The sequence below is a fragment of the Streptomyces sp. ERV7 genome (genome assembly GCF_001653515.1).
In the GTDB taxonomy this organism is placed as follows: domain Bacteria; phylum Actinomycetota; class Actinomycetes; order Streptomycetales; family Streptomycetaceae; genus Streptomyces.
On record NZ_LYOY01000029.1, the window covers coordinates 996,066 to 1,010,635 of the forward strand.

The window sequence follows — 14,570 nt, forward strand, 5'->3', positions numbered from 1 at the left end:
GCGTCTGATATCCGGTCTCGAGTTGCTGCGCCGGTCGCTGTATACAGTGTGCGCCATGAAGAAGACCCGATCTCTGCTCGTCCTGGCGCTGGGCGTATCCCCGCTGTTCGCGGCCGCTCCCGCCCCCGCTGTTGCCGGTCCGGCGCCGCTCCTCACCACCGGCGCGGTGTTCAACAACCCGACGGGGGACACGGCCGCCCAGGACGCGGTGTTCGGTCACATAGCCCGGCTCGTCGACGGGGCCCAGCAGGGCTCGGACATCAAGATGTCGATGTACGTGCTCGGCTCGGACTACCTCGCGGCCCGGCTGACCGCGGCGCATCAGCGCGGTGTGAACGTCCAGGTCGTCCTGGACCACGAGAGCCTGCTGCACTGGGCGGGCAAGGTCACGTATCCGAAGCTCGTCGAGGGCCTCAAGCCCGCGACGGGGTCCGGCACTTCATGGGTGCGGGTCTGCGCGGAGAACCAGGCATGCCTGGCCAAGGACCCGAACCCAGGCGACTCCTTCCACGGTGTCAACCACAACAAGTTCGTGCTCTTCTCCCGCACCACCGGCAGCAGCACGGGTACGGTCCCGGTCGACGACGTGGTCGTACAGACGTCCGCCAACCAGACCCCGTGGGACCGCCAGCACGCCTTCAACGACGCGCTGACCGTGGCGGGCAACACCGCGCTGTACGCCGCCTACACCGGCTACTTTAACGACCTCGCCTCCGCCCAGGCCGGGACGAAGGCGCAGGTCGCGGACTACCCGACGGAGTATCCGGCGGGCAACGCGAAGGCGTACTTCTTCCCCCGGGCCGCCTCCGACCCGATCCTCAACATCCTCAACACCGTCGACAACCCGGTGAGCGGGCAGGCCGCCTGCAACGGGAACTCCGCGGGCCACGGCACCGAGGACGGCCGCACCGTCGTCCGGGTCGCGATGCACCAGATCACCCGGCCCGAGGTCGCCAAGAAGCTGTGGGAGCTCGACGACGCGGGCTGCTATGTCGACATCGTCTACCGGTACCTCGACGTCCAAGGGGCCGGTACGGTGATCGCCGACCAGTTGTCCAAGCCGACCAGGTTCGGCGGAATCGCCCTGCACCGCCTGGATGACGCGGACGACGGCGACGGCAACCCGGCGACGAACAACGCCATGGCCACGCACTCCAAGTACCTTCTGATCGACGGGACATACCTCGGCAAGGCCGACCAGAAGATCGTCTTTACCGGCAGCCACCCGTACACGAAGAGCGCGTTGACGACGAACGACGAGGCGCTGCTGAAGTACGACGACGCGGCGGTGCACGACGCCTACCGCGAGAACTTCCGCGCCCAGCGCGCGCTGGCCGACCAGCAGATGGCCCGCGTCGGATCGACCGGCTGAAAGATCCCCCAGCTGCGAACTCCAGCGATGGGCGGGCGTGATTGACCCTGCGGGGTTGCTCATGCCCGCCCGTCACTCGGTGCGCCAACATCGGTTGGTGGCAGATCGCGAGGAATCCGAGGCCGGGACTGCGGGGGCGCCCGAGGAGCCGTCGGCGCGGGCCCGGATGGTGCAGCAACTACTGATGGCTCGGCAGTTGATCACGATCGCAGCAGGATGCCGGTGCGGAGGAGGCGAGGGGCCTCGGCCGGGTAGCCGGAAGTGCTGCATCGCGAGTCCGCCGGCATGGTGCGGATCACTGTCCGGGAGCTTCGGGTTGGTCATGCGCGATCATGGCCGGATGGACGCTCAATTCCTCGGCATCGCTGAGATGGTCGAAACCCCGTCCGTGGCGGTCGTGGTCGACGTCATGCGTGCTTTTACGGTGGCCGGCTGGGCCTTCGCCCAGGGGGCGGGCAAAATCGTGCTTGCCGAGTCGCTGGACGAAGCCCTCGCGCTGAAGGCTCTGCACCCGGATTGGGTGGCGCTCAAGGACGGTCCGCCCGCGCCTGGGTTCGACGCCGTGAACTCGCCGGGCCTGCTGCGGTCTGTTGACCTTGGCGGACGGACCGTTGTGCAGAAGACCACGGCGGGGACGGTCGGCGCCCTCGCGGTGAAGGAGGCGTCGCTGGTGCTGTGCGCCGGCTTCGTGGTGGCGGAGGCGACGGCACGGCTCCTGCGGACACGCGGGTGTCAGAGTGTCACGTTCGTGGTCACTGGCGAAGACGGGCAGGCCGACGAAGATCTGGCGTGCGCTCAGTACATCGCTCGGAGGGTCACCGAGGCTGGGACGGACGCTGTTGAGTTCCTCCGCCGCGCCGGCGAGTCGCGCGCCGCCGCCGAACTGGCGGAGGGTGTGCGTCAAGGAGTCCATCCCGACGACATAGCACTCTGTCTTGAGCTCGACCGATTTCCGTTTGCCATGGTGGCGACGCTGGAGGACTCGCTCATGGTCCTCCGCCCGTGCGCTGTGCCTTCGCTGACCGACGAGGGTGCGATCTGATCGCAGGTGAGGTCCGACTCTCGCTGTGCGAGAGCCAGTCCACCGGGTCCGCTCAGCCCACCTGCCGGCCGGTGCTTCCGTAGGGCGGCGGCACCGGCCGGTCAGGGGAGTGTCACGTGGCGAGGGTGGCCAACGGCTCCAGCTCGGAGAAGCGGGAGCGGACTCCGCGGGTACGGGTCTCGATCACCGGGACGACTTGGATGGTGAAGGCATGGACGCGTTCGGCCACGGTCATCGCCAGCCACTCGGGCGTCGTCTTGACCAGCATGAACGCGGTGACCGGCGGTTCGGTTCGGTCAGTGGGCATCGACGGCCGCCGGGGCGGCGAGGACGGCGGGCTTGAGGGTCTGGGCGCACCACTGGGCGAATCCGGTGGCCGGGCCCGCCTGCGGCGCGCGGTCGACGCCCGAGTCCAGGCCCTGGTCCTTGGCGCGCTTCATGTCGACCATGCCCTCGACGAATGACTCGTTGAGGCCGTAGCCGAGCAGGGTGGAGCGCATCTCGTCGAGCGGCTGGCGCTGGTAGCGGACCGGCCGGCCCAGGACCTCGGTCATGATGCGGGCCAGGTCGTCGGGAGAGAGGTCCTGCGGGCCGAGCACGGGAACACTGCCGATACCGGTCCAGGAGCGGTCCAGCAGCAGCCCGGCCGCCGCCTGGGCGATGTCGGCGACGGCCACCAACGGGGCGGGACGGTCCGCGGCGACGGTGTCGGTGAAGACGCCGTGCTCGCGAATCGAGTCGGCCTCCTCCAGCAGGTTTTCGAAGAAGGACGGGTTGGCCAGTGCGCGGAAGGCGACGCCGGAGTCGGCGATCAGGTCGTCCATGGCCAGGGAAGCGGTGACCAGCCCGGCCCGGGCGGCCTGCGGGGTGCCGCGTCCGAGCGCCGAGACGCCGACGACATGGCCGACGCCGTGGGCGGCGAACGCCCGTGCAGCCGGGCGCGTAAAGCCGCTGTAGGCCTCGTCGGGCGTGACCGAGCCGTCCGGCGGAACCAGCCAGAAAACGGCGTCGGCCCCGGTGAAGGCGCGATCGAGGGTAGCGGTGTCGCCGTGGGAGCCGGTGACCACCTCGACCCGTCCGCGTACGGCCTCGGGGAGCCGTGCAGGGTCGCGGACCACGACGCGTACCTCCTCTCCGCGTGCGGGCGCGGCCTCGACCAGCAGCGACAGCAGCGATCCGCTCCTGGTACGGGCCGGACAGGCGATGGTGCCCACACCCCGCGCCGAGGCGCTGCGGGACGAAGCAGCCGGGGTGGTGCGCCAGTTGGAGGCGCTTCGGGCTGGCCCGACGCCGGGCGCCGGGCGTCTCGCTGCGGGTGCGACGACGGCACCCTCGGCCACCGTCCAGCGAGCCGTCGCGAAGGAGGTGGAACAGCCGGTGACGGACCCGACCGGTCCCGGTCCGCACACTTCACCGCTCTCCGTCGCACAGCGCGACGCGGGCGCCACCTCCGATGCTGAGCTGGTGCGGCGTGAGCGCGAATGACGAGGATTCCAACAGGGCGGTCCCGGGATGCAAGGACAGCCTTACGGTGTCTCCCAAGGACCGGGTGAAGGCGGTCTTCGACTGGATCGACCACTCTGTTGCCCTCACACATGACTCCTATGCGCGCGACAAGGCGCTGCTTCGCGGGTACGGGTCGGACTCGGCATCGGACTCGGACTGAGCTGAGCCGACGCCTCGGCGCCGTATCCCGCCCACCGCGGATCACCGGTGTGCGTCGATGACCTGCGGCGGGCGGGGCCGTACATCTGGTCCGTACCGGCCGACCACTCCTGACTAGGCGAACTGGCCGGGCTGGTAGTCGCCGGCGGGCATGCGGACCATGACGTTGATGCGGTTGAAGGCGTTGATGAGCGCGATGGCGGACACCAGGGCGCCGAGCTGGTCCTCGTCGTAGTGCTTGGCCGCGTTCGCCCAGACCTCGTCCGTGACGCCACCGGCCGCGTCGGCGACGCGGGTGCCCTCTTCCGCGAGCTCCAGGGCGGCGCGCTCGGCGTCGGTGAACACGGTGGCCTCGCGCCAGGCGGCGACCAGGTTGAGGCGCGTCTGGGTCTCCCCGGCGTGCAGGGCGTCCTTGGTGTGCATGTCAGTGCAGAAACCACAGCCGTTGATCTGGCTGACGCGGAGCTTCACCAGCTCCTGCGTCGCCGACGGCAGTGTCGAGTCCGCGAGCACCTTCCCGGCGGAGACGAGGTGCTTGCCGACCTTGGCGGCGACCGGGTTGGCGAAGAGGTTGAGGCGGGCGTCCATCGTGTACTCCTTGTTGCTGTTGTTCGCTGACACCTCTACGACAATCGGGACCGGCGTTCTGTGACACCCCAGAATGTGACCTGCGTCTCGCGGCTCCCTGGCACGTCGACGGTTCGGTCAGGGGAGCCTCCGCCCCTGGCCGGGCCAGGGGACGGGACATCACATCCGCCCCCAGTCCATCAGCCAGGAGGTGGTGAAGACCCCCATGTACGCATGCCCGCCCCGGAGCTGAGACAGGCCGGGGCGGCCTTCTTCCGCTGGGCTAATGTGTCGGCCGCACATTGGAACGACATGCCTGCTGGGGGAATGTATGTCTGCCGTCAACGGCCCCGCCGTGGCGACCGAGAGCGCCGCGGGGCGCCGGGTTTCCACCCTGGAACTCTTCTTCGACCTCGTCTTCGTCTTCACGATCACACAGCTGACCGTGCTGCTCACCCACGACCTGTCCTTCGCCCAGGCCGGCCGGGTCCTACTGATCTTCGCCGTCCTGTTCTGGATGTACGGCGCCTACGCCTACCTCACCAACCAGGTGCCGCCCGAGACCAACGCCCGCCGCATACCGCTGATCCTCGGCATGTGCGGCTTCCTCACCTGCGCCCTGGCCATCCCCCGGGTGTTCACCACGGACGGCGTCGCGTTCGGCCTCGGCTACCTTCTGGTCACCGTGGTCCACGGCGCCCTGTACGCCCTCCTGCACGGGCGGCACGTCCTCAGCTTCGCGCTCACCAACATCCTGGCCGCACTGTGCGTCACCGCGGCGGGCACCGTGAGCGGCCGGGCCGCCGAAGCGCTCTGGCTGGCCGCGTTGGTCCTGCAAGCCATCACCCCCGTCCTCTCCAGCCGCATCACCACCGACGTCGACGGCGAGCGCGTCCCGGTGACGGGCCGCGTCGGTGCACTCGACCCGGCGCACTTCGTGGAGCGCCACGGGCTGCTGCTCATCGTCGCGTTCGGCGAGTCCGTGATCGCCATCGGCGTCGGCTCCGGTGACCTGAAGCTGGACTGGGGTCTGTTCGGCGGCGCGGCCCTCGCCCTCGCCCTGGCCACCGCACTGTGGTGGACCTACTTCATCCGCGACGAGGAGGCCGCCGAACAGGCGTTGCGGGCGGTGTCGGGGCTGGCCAGGTTCCGGGTGACGATGCTCGCGTACTACTACAGCTTCGTGCCGATGCTGCTCGGCGTCGCGGTGCTCGCGGCCGGGGTGAAGAAGTCCATCGGGCACCTCCCGGACCACCTGCCCACCGCGCCCGCCGTCGCGTTGGCGGGCGGCGTGGCGCTCTTCCTCGCGGGAAACGTCGCCTTCCGTGCGGTGTTGCACATCCCGCCACTGCGCTTCCGCGCGGCGGGCGCCGCAGCCGCCCTCGCCACGATCCCACTCGGAACGCATGCCGCTTCCCTGGCCGAGCTGTTCGCCCTGGTGCTCGTACTGGTCGCGATGCTGCTCGCTGAAGCGCGCTGGGCGCCTCGCCTGCAAGACAACAAGGCAGGCGGCGCCTGAATGTGGTGACGGGTGTCCTCTCCCGGTCGAACCAGACAGGACCAGCTCATAGCCGACCGACCGGCAACCGCGCCGATGGAGACGATGGCGTGATCTTGTAGTCCGGAAACCGGCTGTTGCAGGTTGTGTGGAGAACGTAAAAACGGGGTGTCGATTTCGTGTTGGTCGCTTTCTACTCCAAGGAGCCCCTCATGTCCCGTCTGCGTACGACCACCATCGCTTTTGCCGGTGCTGCCGCGGTGTTCGCGCTCACCGCCGCTCCTGCCCAGGCGGCCCCCGGCGATGTGACGACCACGTGTGCGAGCACCGCCACCCCGGCGGGCTACGTCGACGTCAACTGGGGTTACAGCAACAGCTGCGGCGGCCAGAACTTCGCCCCGAACATCAAGCAGATCAAGCAGCTCACCGGCCTGCCGATCGGCACCGTCGTCCAGGCCTGCGGGTCCGCGTACTACCCCTCCGGCTGGGTCCAGACCAGCTCGTACTACAGCGGCTCGTGTGTGGCCTTCCCGAACTCCGGCTTCAACAACAACGCCTGGACCCTCAAGCGCGTCGCCTGATCACCTCTTCCGGATCGCAGCCCCGTCCCGCGCCCGCGTCAAGCGGGACGGGGCGGGGCCGCAACCGTGTCGGCGTCACCGGGCGGGTTGGTTACTGGGTGAGCCCTCGTCCACAGGGCGTTTCATGTCGGCGAAGACGCGGGCTGAGGCGACCTGACGCATTGGCCTAGACCTATTGTGTGACTCGGTTTCCGCCGGGGCCCTCGCGCTCGCCACCGCCGGTACGGCCGAGGCCACCCCCGGCCCCGGTTTCTACGCACGCAGCCACCCCACCTCGTACGCCGACTGCCAGGCCACCGGCCAGGCCGGGTACCGGATCTGGGGCCCGATCTTCTCCTGCGAGCCCCTCAGCTCCACGCGCCAGGACGTCATCGTCCTCTGGGTCCGCTACTGACCAAAACGGTCGGCCCCGGGGCTTCCCCGGGGCCGGCCGTTTGACGGGGTCGGCGACAACCATCCGGATGAGGGAACGCCGCCCACCGACGGAAAAGGAGTGGACGGGGTGATGCTCGGACTTGTAGCTTGCGGGTGACCGTGACACCGCCCGAGGAGGTGAGACCCATGAACGCTGTATCGATGTGGGTGCTCCCCCCTGCCGTCACGGCCGGCGATTGACGTAGGTGTCGCCGGGAGCGCCTCACCAACAAGGCACTCCCGAAAGGCAACACCTATGGACTCTGAGCAGTTCACCGCCGAGCCGTCCTCGAACGATACGGTCGAGCGCGACGACTTCCCCGTGGGCGACGTCCCCGGACTTCGACCGCTGGCCTCCGGCGCCGATCGCGCGCCCCTCATGTTCGACGTGATCATTGCCGGGTGCGGGCCGACTGGCGCGATGCTGGCCGCCGAACTGAGGCTGCACGATGTGCGGGTACTCGTTCTGGAGAAGGAAACCGAGCCCGCGTCGTTCGTCCGCATCGTCGGTCTGCACATTCGCAGTCTTGAGCTGATGGCCATGCGCGGGCTGCTGGATCGCCTTCTCGAACACGGAAGACAGCGTCCGGCAGGCGGATTCTTCGCCGCCATCAACAAACCCGCGCCCAAGGGCCTGGACTCCGCCCAGGCCTATCTGCTGGGCATCCCGCAGCCGGTCATCGTCCACCATCTCGAAGCTCACGCGATCCAGCTGGGTGCGCAGGTCCGGCGCGGCTGTGCGGTGGCCGATTTCGAGCAGGACGACGAGGGCGTGACCGTCGAGCTGGCCGACGGCGAACAGCTGCGTTCGCGCTATCTCGTCGGCTGTGACGGCGGGCGCAGTACGGTACGCAAACGGCTCGGCGTCGGATTCCCCGGTGAGCCCTCGAAGAGCGAGACGCTGATGGGCGAGATGGAAGTGGGTGTTCCGCAGGAGGAGATCGCCGCCAAGGTGACGGAAATCTGCGAGACCAACAGGACGTTCAGTCTCAGGCCCTTCGGCGAAGGCATCTATCGCGTCGTCGTGCCGGTCGCAGGAGCCGGCGACCGCGCGGAACCGCCCACCTTTGAGGATTTCAGACACCACCTGCGCAGCATCGCCGGAACCGATTTCGGCGTGCACTCCCCGCGCTGGTTGTCCCGCTTCGGGGATGCCACCCGGCTCGCCGAACGCTATCGGGTCGGGCGGGTGCTGCTGGCCGGCGATGCCGCGCACATCCATCCACCCACCGGCGGGCAGGGCCTCAACCTGGGCGTTCAGGACGCATTCAACCTCGGCTGGAAACTGGCCGCACAGATCCGCGGCTGGGCGCCGGAGACACTGCTGGACACTTACCAGACCGAACGCCATCCGGTCGCCGAAGACGTGCTGGACAACACCCGCGCCCAGATGGAACTTCTGTCCACCGAACCGGGCCCGCAAGCCGTACGCAGGCTGCTCACCGAACTGATGGACTTCGACGAGGTGAACCGCTATCTGATCGAGAAGATCACCGCGATCGATATCCGCTACGACTTCGGCGCAGGCCCCGACCTGCTCGGCCGCCGCCTGCGCGACATCGACGTGAAACAGGGCCACCTCTACGATCTGCTGCATCGCGGCCGCGGACTGCTGCTGGACCGCACCGGGCGCCTGACCGTCGGCGGCTGGTCAGACCGGGTCGACCACCTCGCGGATCCCACCGCGCCACTGGATGTCCCGTGCGTTCTGCTGCGCCCCGACGGCCACGTCGCCTGGATCGGCGACGATCAGCAGGACCTGGACGCCCACCTCTCCCGCTGGTTCGGCAAGCCCACCGACTGACTCTGTCTGAGCACCGCGGACTGGATCGGCGCGCAGGCGGCCGGGCGTTCGTCCACGGTGACGGCGCTTCATGGATCGGCTGCCGGGCCGGGCCATGAAGCGGCCGTCACCAAGCCGTGGCAGACGTACCCGCGCGGCGTCCTGTTGAGCCTCGGCTTCGTGTCGGGTGACGATCGCCGACGTCCACAGATCGCGGGAGTCGGGGAGTCGGGGAGTCGGGCCGAGCGTGCCACGATGAAGGCATGAGTGATGAACGCCGGAGACTGCTCGCGGAGAAGACGCCCTTTCCCGACGATCTCGACGACAGATTGCGCGCCCAGCTCACCTTCCTCGTTGAGGTGGACCAGCTCAAGACGATCCTCCGCCAGTCGCCACTGGCCGCAGCCGACCGTCGCGAGAACGACGCGGAACACTCGTGGCATCTGGCGATGATGGTCGTGATCCTCGCCGAACACTCCGATGAGCCCATCGACGTAGGGCATACCGTTCAGCTTGTTCTGCTGCACGATCTGGTGGAGATCTACGCCGGCGACACGCCGCTGTACGACACTGGCGCGGGTGTCGACCAGCAGGAGCGGGAAGTCGCCGCGGCCGAGGAACTCTTCCAGCTGCTTCCGGCAGACCAAGCCCAGCGTATGCGGGCTCTCTGGGACGAATTCGAGGAACGCCGCACTCCTGAGGCCAGATTCGCCAAGGCCATGGACCGGCTCCAGCCGCTGCTGCTCAACTGGATGGCTCGCGGAGGCACCTGGCGTACGCCGGGCGTCACCGCCGATGACGTACGAGCCCGTAAGGCCGTGATCGGGGACGCGTCCTCCTCGCTGTGGGAGGCCGGGCGAGGCCTGATCGATGAGGGCGAGAGGCGCGGCTGGTCGAGGAGTGCCGAACCCGAGGCGTGATGTGGACGCCGTCAAGCCGTTGTGTACGCCAAGCGGCCAGGCGGTTGTCCCGCTCGCCCATCGCCTGGGGGGTCTCTCAGGAGTCCGCCCCGGGCCGGCCATCCCTGAGTGCCTCGCCCGTGCGGTAGAGCTCGACGAGGAGTGGGCGCAAGGAGCGTCCTGCTTCGGTGAGTGCGTAGGACGTGCGGACCGGGAACCCGGGGAGGCGCTCCTGGGTGACCAGGCCACGTTCTCTGAGCGTGTGCAGGCGCTCGGTGAGCACCTTGGGGCTGATCTCCGGAAGTTTCTCCCGCAGTGCCCCGAACGAGTGCTCGGTATGCATCAGCTCGCGCAGCACCAGGGTGGTCCAGCGGCCGGATATCGCCGCCAAGGCGACTTCCACCGGGCAGCGGGTGTCCGGGCGCACGGTGCGGCCCGCCGGGGACGGTACCAAGCCGGTGTCCCAGCCCCGGCTGTCGGTTTCCGTTTGGTGACCCACGTCGGCCCGGGCTTGACTGCCGTTGTGGACATCAACACGGATTTCTCGCACGCTCATGCCCCCACTGTCACCCTGACACCCGACGCGGAGCAACATCCCTCGGTCTTCGAGGCTGCGTTCAACTCCGGAAGTGCGCGGGCCCTGGCCGCGGTCTATGGCCCCGGCGCCGTCTTCGTCCCCCGCGCCGGTGAGCCGGTCACCGGCGCGGAACTCCGGGCCGCGAACGCCGAGTTCCAGTCACTGGGACTGCCCATCACGGTCCGTCCTCGGCATACCTACGTCGCCGACGACATAGCACTGCTCATCGTCGATTGGGTCATCGACGGCGAGGGGCCGGACGGCGAGGACATCCATATCGAGGGCACCGCCACGGACGTGGCCCGGCGTGGCCCGGACGGCCTGTGGCGGTATGTGATCGACAATCCCTTCGGCACGCTTCGGTGAGGGTGGTGTAGCTGCCTGGGCGGGTCTCATTTCGGCTGTGTTCGCGGTGTATGCGTCAGACTCGCCGCGGGCCGGTGCGGCCGGGCCGCGGCGAGGGGGTGCGTCGCGCAAGGTTTCAGCTTCCGGTGAGGGTGACGGCCAGGTCGGTGATGTTCAGGGGGAACTGGCCCACGGCGTTGGCATCGCCGGTGAGGAGGTTGATGCCGTAGAGGGACGGCGTACTTGAGCCGTTCGGGGTGAGGGAGGCGAAGGCGGTGTTCGAGGTGGTCTTGCCGTTGGCCAGGTTGCTGAAGATGTCGAGGCCCGCGTTGGGGCCCGCGTCAATGGTGAGGGAGCCGGTCGGGGACAGGGTGCCGTTGTTGGCCGGCGCCTGGAGGACGACCTGGTCCGTTCTGGTGTCAACGTCGAACAGTGTTGCCCCCGTAGCCGCGTTGAGGTCGTTGTTCGTGTAGGCGGCCGCGGTGACGCCCCTGGTCGGCCCGGTGGCAGGCGGGGTGGTCAGGATGGCGTCCTCGACCGTGGTGTGGTCATTGAGGTTGTGCCGCAGGTTCTGGCCGTTGTCGCTGATCAGGCGGAGCCGGTCGGCCGCCGGATTGAAGTCGATGTCGAAGTTGGTGCCGTACAGCGGGACCTGGAACTGGGAGACCTTGGTGACGACCACGTCCGAGGTGGCCGGCGGGGTCTTGATCGTGTAGATGCCGCCCTGGTCGCCGACGCCGTACATCAGGCCGTCCTGGATCCGGTAGTCGATCCCGATCAGTTTCTGGTCGCCGGTGAGGCCGGTGACGAGCCTGACCCAGTCGAGCACGTTCGGCCGGTCGGTGGTGAACGTGGCCATCAGGGTGCCGTCGCCGGTGATCCCGTACGCCCGCAGGCCGGAGGGGGCGGCCGAAGCGGTGCCCGGCATGCCCAGGGTGAGTGTGGTGGATACGGACACGACGGCGACGGCCGCAGCGATTCTCCTGACTCCTGTGCTGACTCCTGTGTTCATTCCTGCCTTCACTGGTGTCTCCCTTCGGGCTGAACGGGACTCAAGTCGGTGCATGGCGCATGCGTGCGCAAAAGGGGAAGTGATTCCAGGAGTGATTCGCCGACTGATGCCCGGAGTGCGGCACGGGCGATCACCGCGGCGCTTACCCGCGCGCAGGTATGTGGCTCCTATTAAGCCCACCCGCCCCGGGCCCTACAAGCGGAGAGAACGTCAAGAACGCCATGTTGGGGGAAGTTTGCGCACGGTGACAAAGCCGTCGCCGATACGTCCGTCATCGATGTGCGCGGGGTGATGAACGTCGTCCGGATTTCGACTGCCGAGGGTTCAGCGCGAAGGACATGCTCCCGTCCATGGGGAGTCTCTTCGCGGAGCTGGCCCGGCAGGCGTCAGCCAACGCCCGCCGGGAGGTCGAGGCCTATATACGCGAGATTCCGGAGCTCCAACTCCTGGACGCGGCCTCCCGGGACAGGTCCGAGACGCTGGAGTACGCGCTGTGGCTCAGACGTCGTACGAACGAACTCGCCCCGAGCGGCGGCGCGTTGACCGACGATGACCTCGGCTACATCGCGTCGATGGGCTCGATACGGGCCGAGGCGGGAATGTCGTTGGAGTCACGGCAGCACGTTCTGCGCCTGCATACCGCGCTCATGATGCGTGAGATCAACGAGGCGACCGATGTCCAGCGCGGTGGTGTCGACGAACTCATGCAGATGATGAGCTGGTTCGCCCCGCAGGGGGTGCGCGGCATCGGCGCCTACTGTCAGGGATTCGTGAGGGTGCTGAGCCGCCGCCTGCCGTATGTCGAGCAGGTCGCCCTGCTCGCCAAGTCGTTGTTGGCCGCAGACCCGTTGGCGGCGGAACTCGCCCGGGTGGTGGGCATGGAACTGCCCGAGCGCTGCGCGGTGACGGTGATCAGGGTGCCGAAAGGCCCCGTCGGTGAACGGGACGTGGAAAGCGAGATCGAGGCGCTGGTGAAGACGTACCAGGTGCCGCTTGTGTGGGGCCCGCAGGGCGGGGGCAGGGACGGTGAGCTGATCGCCCTGATACCCCTGGTTCCCGGCGCCGCCGAGACCGTACGGCCGGACGCCGCACCCGACCTCGTATCCGCTCTCGTACGGGACTTCGCCGAGGCGCTCGGCCGCCCGTGCGCCGCCGGGACGGCCACCGCACCGGCGTCCGGGCTCGCCGACGCCCTCGACCGCGCCCGGCGGATCAGCCGGGCGGCCCCACTGAGGCGGTCATCCGCACTGCTGCGGCCGCACTCCCTCGCGGACGTCTTCGTCGAACTTGCCGTCACGGATGTACCGTTCGCCGATGACTGGCTCCAGGAGGTTGCCAAGCACCTCGCGTCGGGCCCGGATCTCCTCGTCACACTGGACGCGTATTACGGCTACGACATGAGTCGCGGTGCCGCGGCGGCCGCGCTCCACGTCCACCCGCGTACCCTGGACTACCGCCTGCGCCGGGTGCGGGAACTCACCGGCATCGACCCGGGCTCCACGCACGGCGTGCGGATCCTCAGCTCGGTTGTCGCACGACGCTTGTCGGGAGCGTGGGGCTGAACCGGGCGAGTGTTTCTTGGGGTCGGTGGAACGTCCGTGATACCGAGGCCTACGCTCCAGCCCAGTGAGCGGTGTACGGCAACAGCTCCATGCTGCTGACGGCGCGGGCCGTAGCGGGTCACCAGGTACTCGTCGTGGGTCACCAGGTACTCGTCGCTTCGCTGGGAGGCGGCGGCGTCCCGCCACCGTGCGAAGCCGCCGCCCACCCTCGGTCCCGGTCCTTGCCCTATCTATCGAATCTCGATAGATTTGCATCGCTATTCGATGGAAGGGTGGGTCATGGGGAAGCTGACCGTGCGTGCGCTGCGCGCCGTGCTTGTGGTGGTGCTCGTCGGCACCGCGTTCGTGCAGGCATTGATGGTGTGGACCTTGGTCAGCGGGAGCGACCCGGAGGACGGGTCGCTCCCGCTGACCGCGCTGCGCGTGATGACGACCCTGGGCATGGTGTCGGTCCAGGTCGCCGTGGTGTGTGTATGGCGGCTGGTGGCGATGGTGCGACGCGGAACTGTGTTCTCCCACGCCGCCTTCCGGTACGTGGACGGTGTGATCGGCGCGATCGTGGCGGCTGCCCTCGTGTGGTTCGCGGTCACGGGCATCAATGCGCCGGGCCAGCGGGACGACCCGGGCGTCACCGTCATCATGGGCGGGGTCGGCGTGGCCATCCTGGGGGTCGCGCTCCTCGTGCTCGTCCTGCGGATGCTGCTCGCCCAAGCCGTCGCGCGTGACGTCGAAGCGGCGCGGATGCAGGCCGAGCTGGACGAGGTGATCTGATGTCGATCGCCGTCGACATCGACGTGATGCTGGCCAAACGCAAGATGTCCGTGGGCGAGCTCGCGGACCGTATAGGGATCACCCCCGCCAACCTGGCCGTACTCAAGAACGGCCGCGCCAAGGCGGTGCGCTTCGCGACACTCGCCGCGCTCTGCGAGGTGCTCGAGTGCCAGCCGGGCGACCTGCTGCGCTGGGAGGCCGAGGGCGCCGCGGGCGAATGACGTGCCCTTCCAGGTTCGGGGAGTTTCTCGACGCCCCGCGCGGACGGCTCGTTCGGCTAGGCGCCCGGTCAGGCGAGTTTCCTGTCCGTTCGGGGCACTGGCCGCTGTGTTCACTGCCCCCAGGGCCATGGCCGCTCCGGCTGTCGGTCCAATGGGGCGGGGAGGGAGGGGCACCGGTGATCCGGTCGGAATGATCTAGGCTGCAGAGGATTTGATGATCATCAGGCCAGGCCATCGGGGCCTTCTTCACGGCGTCGAGTG

Annotated in this window: 17 protein-coding genes and 1 pseudogene; 13 read left to right on the top strand and 5 right to left on the bottom strand. The window is 68.5% G+C overall.

Translation table 11 applies throughout. The annotated features are described in order from the left end of the window. Nucleotides 1-55: 55 nt before the first annotated feature. Nucleotides 56-1,372 (top strand): phospholipase D-like domain-containing protein, encoded by a 1,317-nt coding sequence (locus tag A8W25_RS10870; protein ID WP_067159058.1) that lies wholly within the window; start codon nt 56-58, stop codon nt 1,370-1,372. A gap of 340 nt (nt 1,373-1,712) precedes the next feature. Continuing rightward, nucleotides 1,713-2,414, top strand: coding sequence for a 2-phosphosulfolactate phosphatase (locus tag A8W25_RS10875; RefSeq protein WP_067161005.1), 702 nt, complete (start codon nt 1,713-1,715; stop codon nt 2,412-2,414). A gap of 136 nt (nt 2,415-2,550) precedes the next feature. Here the strand turns inward: A8W25_RS10875 and A8W25_RS10880 are convergent. Both A8W25_RS10880 and A8W25_RS10885 read right to left on the bottom strand, forming a co-directional pair. Further along, nucleotides 2,551-2,721, bottom strand: a pseudogene (locus A8W25_RS10880) (darcynin family protein); the annotation flags it as partial. After that, nucleotides 2,711-3,628 carry an NAD(P)H-binding protein gene (locus tag A8W25_RS10885; protein WP_067159060.1) on the bottom strand — a complete coding sequence of 306 codons (918 nt, stop codon included), beginning with the start codon at nt 3,626-3,628 and terminating at the stop codon, nt 2,711-2,713. The gene A8W25_RS10885 and the pseudogene A8W25_RS10880, both read right to left, overlap by 11 nt. On the opposite strand from A8W25_RS10885, the gene A8W25_RS35690 reads away from it, so the two are divergent. Continuing rightward, complete coding sequence (locus A8W25_RS35690; RefSeq protein WP_420708433.1) at nt 3,618-3,899, top strand: hypothetical protein; 282 nt, start codon at nt 3,618-3,620, stop codon at nt 3,897-3,899. The two genes, A8W25_RS10885 and A8W25_RS35690, sit on opposite strands and share 11 nt — an antisense overlap. A 46-nt stretch (nt 3,900-3,945) precedes the next feature. Next, nucleotides 3,946-4,080 (top strand): hypothetical protein, encoded by a 135-nt coding sequence (locus A8W25_RS35425; RefSeq protein ID WP_267890371.1) that lies wholly within the window; start codon nt 3,946-3,948, stop codon nt 4,078-4,080. Nucleotides 4,081-4,193: 113 nt separating this feature from the next. On the opposite strand, the gene A8W25_RS10890 is transcribed toward A8W25_RS35425, so the two are convergent. Continuing rightward, nucleotides 4,194-4,667 carry a carboxymuconolactone decarboxylase family protein gene (locus tag A8W25_RS10890; RefSeq protein ID WP_067159063.1) on the bottom strand — a complete coding sequence of 158 codons (474 nt, stop codon included), beginning with the start codon at nt 4,665-4,667 and terminating at the stop codon, nt 4,194-4,196. A gap of 310 nt (nt 4,668-4,977) precedes the next feature. Here A8W25_RS10890 and A8W25_RS10895 point away from each other — a divergent pair, with 310 nt between their 5' ends. From A8W25_RS10895 to A8W25_RS10915, 5 genes are all read left to right on the top strand, one after another. Beyond that, nucleotides 4,978-6,165 carry a low temperature requirement protein A gene (locus tag A8W25_RS10895; protein ID WP_067159066.1) on the top strand — a complete coding sequence of 396 codons (1,188 nt, stop codon included), beginning with the start codon at nt 4,978-4,980 and terminating at the stop codon, nt 6,163-6,165. A gap of 191 nt (nt 6,166-6,356) precedes the next feature. Beyond that, nucleotides 6,357-6,725, top strand: coding sequence for a hypothetical protein (locus A8W25_RS10900; protein ID WP_067159071.1), 369 nt, complete (start codon nt 6,357-6,359; stop codon nt 6,723-6,725). 175 nt (nt 6,726-6,900) lie between these two features. Further along, nucleotides 6,901-7,119, top strand: a complete 219-nt coding sequence (locus A8W25_RS10905; RefSeq protein ID WP_234386401.1) for a hypothetical protein — start codon at nt 6,901-6,903, stop codon at nt 7,117-7,119. A gap of 276 nt (nt 7,120-7,395) precedes the next feature. After that, the gene (gene rox / locus A8W25_RS10910; protein ID WP_067159076.1) at nt 7,396-8,943 is read left to right on the top strand and encodes a rifampin monooxygenase; all 1,548 of its coding nucleotides are present in this window, start codon (nt 7,396-7,398) and stop codon (nt 8,941-8,943) included. Nucleotides 8,944-9,185: 242 nt separating this feature from the next. Beyond that, nucleotides 9,186-9,842, top strand: a complete 657-nt coding sequence (locus A8W25_RS10915) for an HD domain-containing protein (RefSeq protein WP_067159080.1) — start codon at nt 9,186-9,188, stop codon at nt 9,840-9,842. A 76-nt stretch (nt 9,843-9,918) separates the two neighbouring features. Here A8W25_RS10915 and A8W25_RS33355 read toward each other — a convergent pair whose 3' ends face one another. Then, nucleotides 9,919-10,224, bottom strand: coding sequence for a winged helix-turn-helix transcriptional regulator (locus A8W25_RS33355; protein ID WP_234386402.1), 306 nt, complete (start codon nt 10,222-10,224; stop codon nt 9,919-9,921). Nucleotides 10,225-10,344: 120 nt separating this feature from the next. On the opposite strand from A8W25_RS33355, the gene A8W25_RS10925 reads away from it, so the two are divergent. Next, the gene (locus tag A8W25_RS10925) at nt 10,345-10,764 is read left to right on the top strand and encodes a YybH family protein (RefSeq protein WP_324616199.1); all 420 of its coding nucleotides are present in this window, start codon (nt 10,345-10,347) and stop codon (nt 10,762-10,764) included. Nucleotides 10,765-10,879: 115 nt separating this feature from the next. Here the strand turns inward: A8W25_RS10925 and A8W25_RS10930 are convergent, their stop codons facing one another. Next, complete coding sequence (locus tag A8W25_RS10930; RefSeq protein ID WP_234386439.1) at nt 10,880-11,671, bottom strand: DUF4394 domain-containing protein; 792 nt, start codon at nt 11,669-11,671, stop codon at nt 10,880-10,882. Between the two features lie 434 nt (nt 11,672-12,105). On the opposite strand from A8W25_RS10930, the gene A8W25_RS10935 reads away from it, so the two are divergent. From A8W25_RS10935 to A8W25_RS10945, 3 genes are all read left to right on the top strand, one after another. After that, a complete protein-coding gene (locus A8W25_RS10935) occupies nt 12,106-13,317 on the top strand; it encodes a PucR family transcriptional regulator (RefSeq protein WP_079126037.1) in 1,212 nt (403 codons plus the stop codon). A 279-nt stretch (nt 13,318-13,596) separates the two neighbouring features. Further along, the gene (locus A8W25_RS10940) at nt 13,597-14,088 is read left to right on the top strand and encodes a DUF2975 domain-containing protein (protein WP_067159091.1); all 492 of its coding nucleotides are present in this window, start codon (nt 13,597-13,599) and stop codon (nt 14,086-14,088) included. Beyond that, the gene (locus tag A8W25_RS10945) at nt 14,088-14,309 is read left to right on the top strand and encodes a helix-turn-helix domain-containing protein (protein ID WP_067159094.1); all 222 of its coding nucleotides are present in this window, start codon (nt 14,088-14,090) and stop codon (nt 14,307-14,309) included. Before A8W25_RS10940 ends, A8W25_RS10945 begins: the two co-directional genes overlap by 1 nt. Nucleotides 14,310-14,570: the final 261 nt, after the last annotated feature.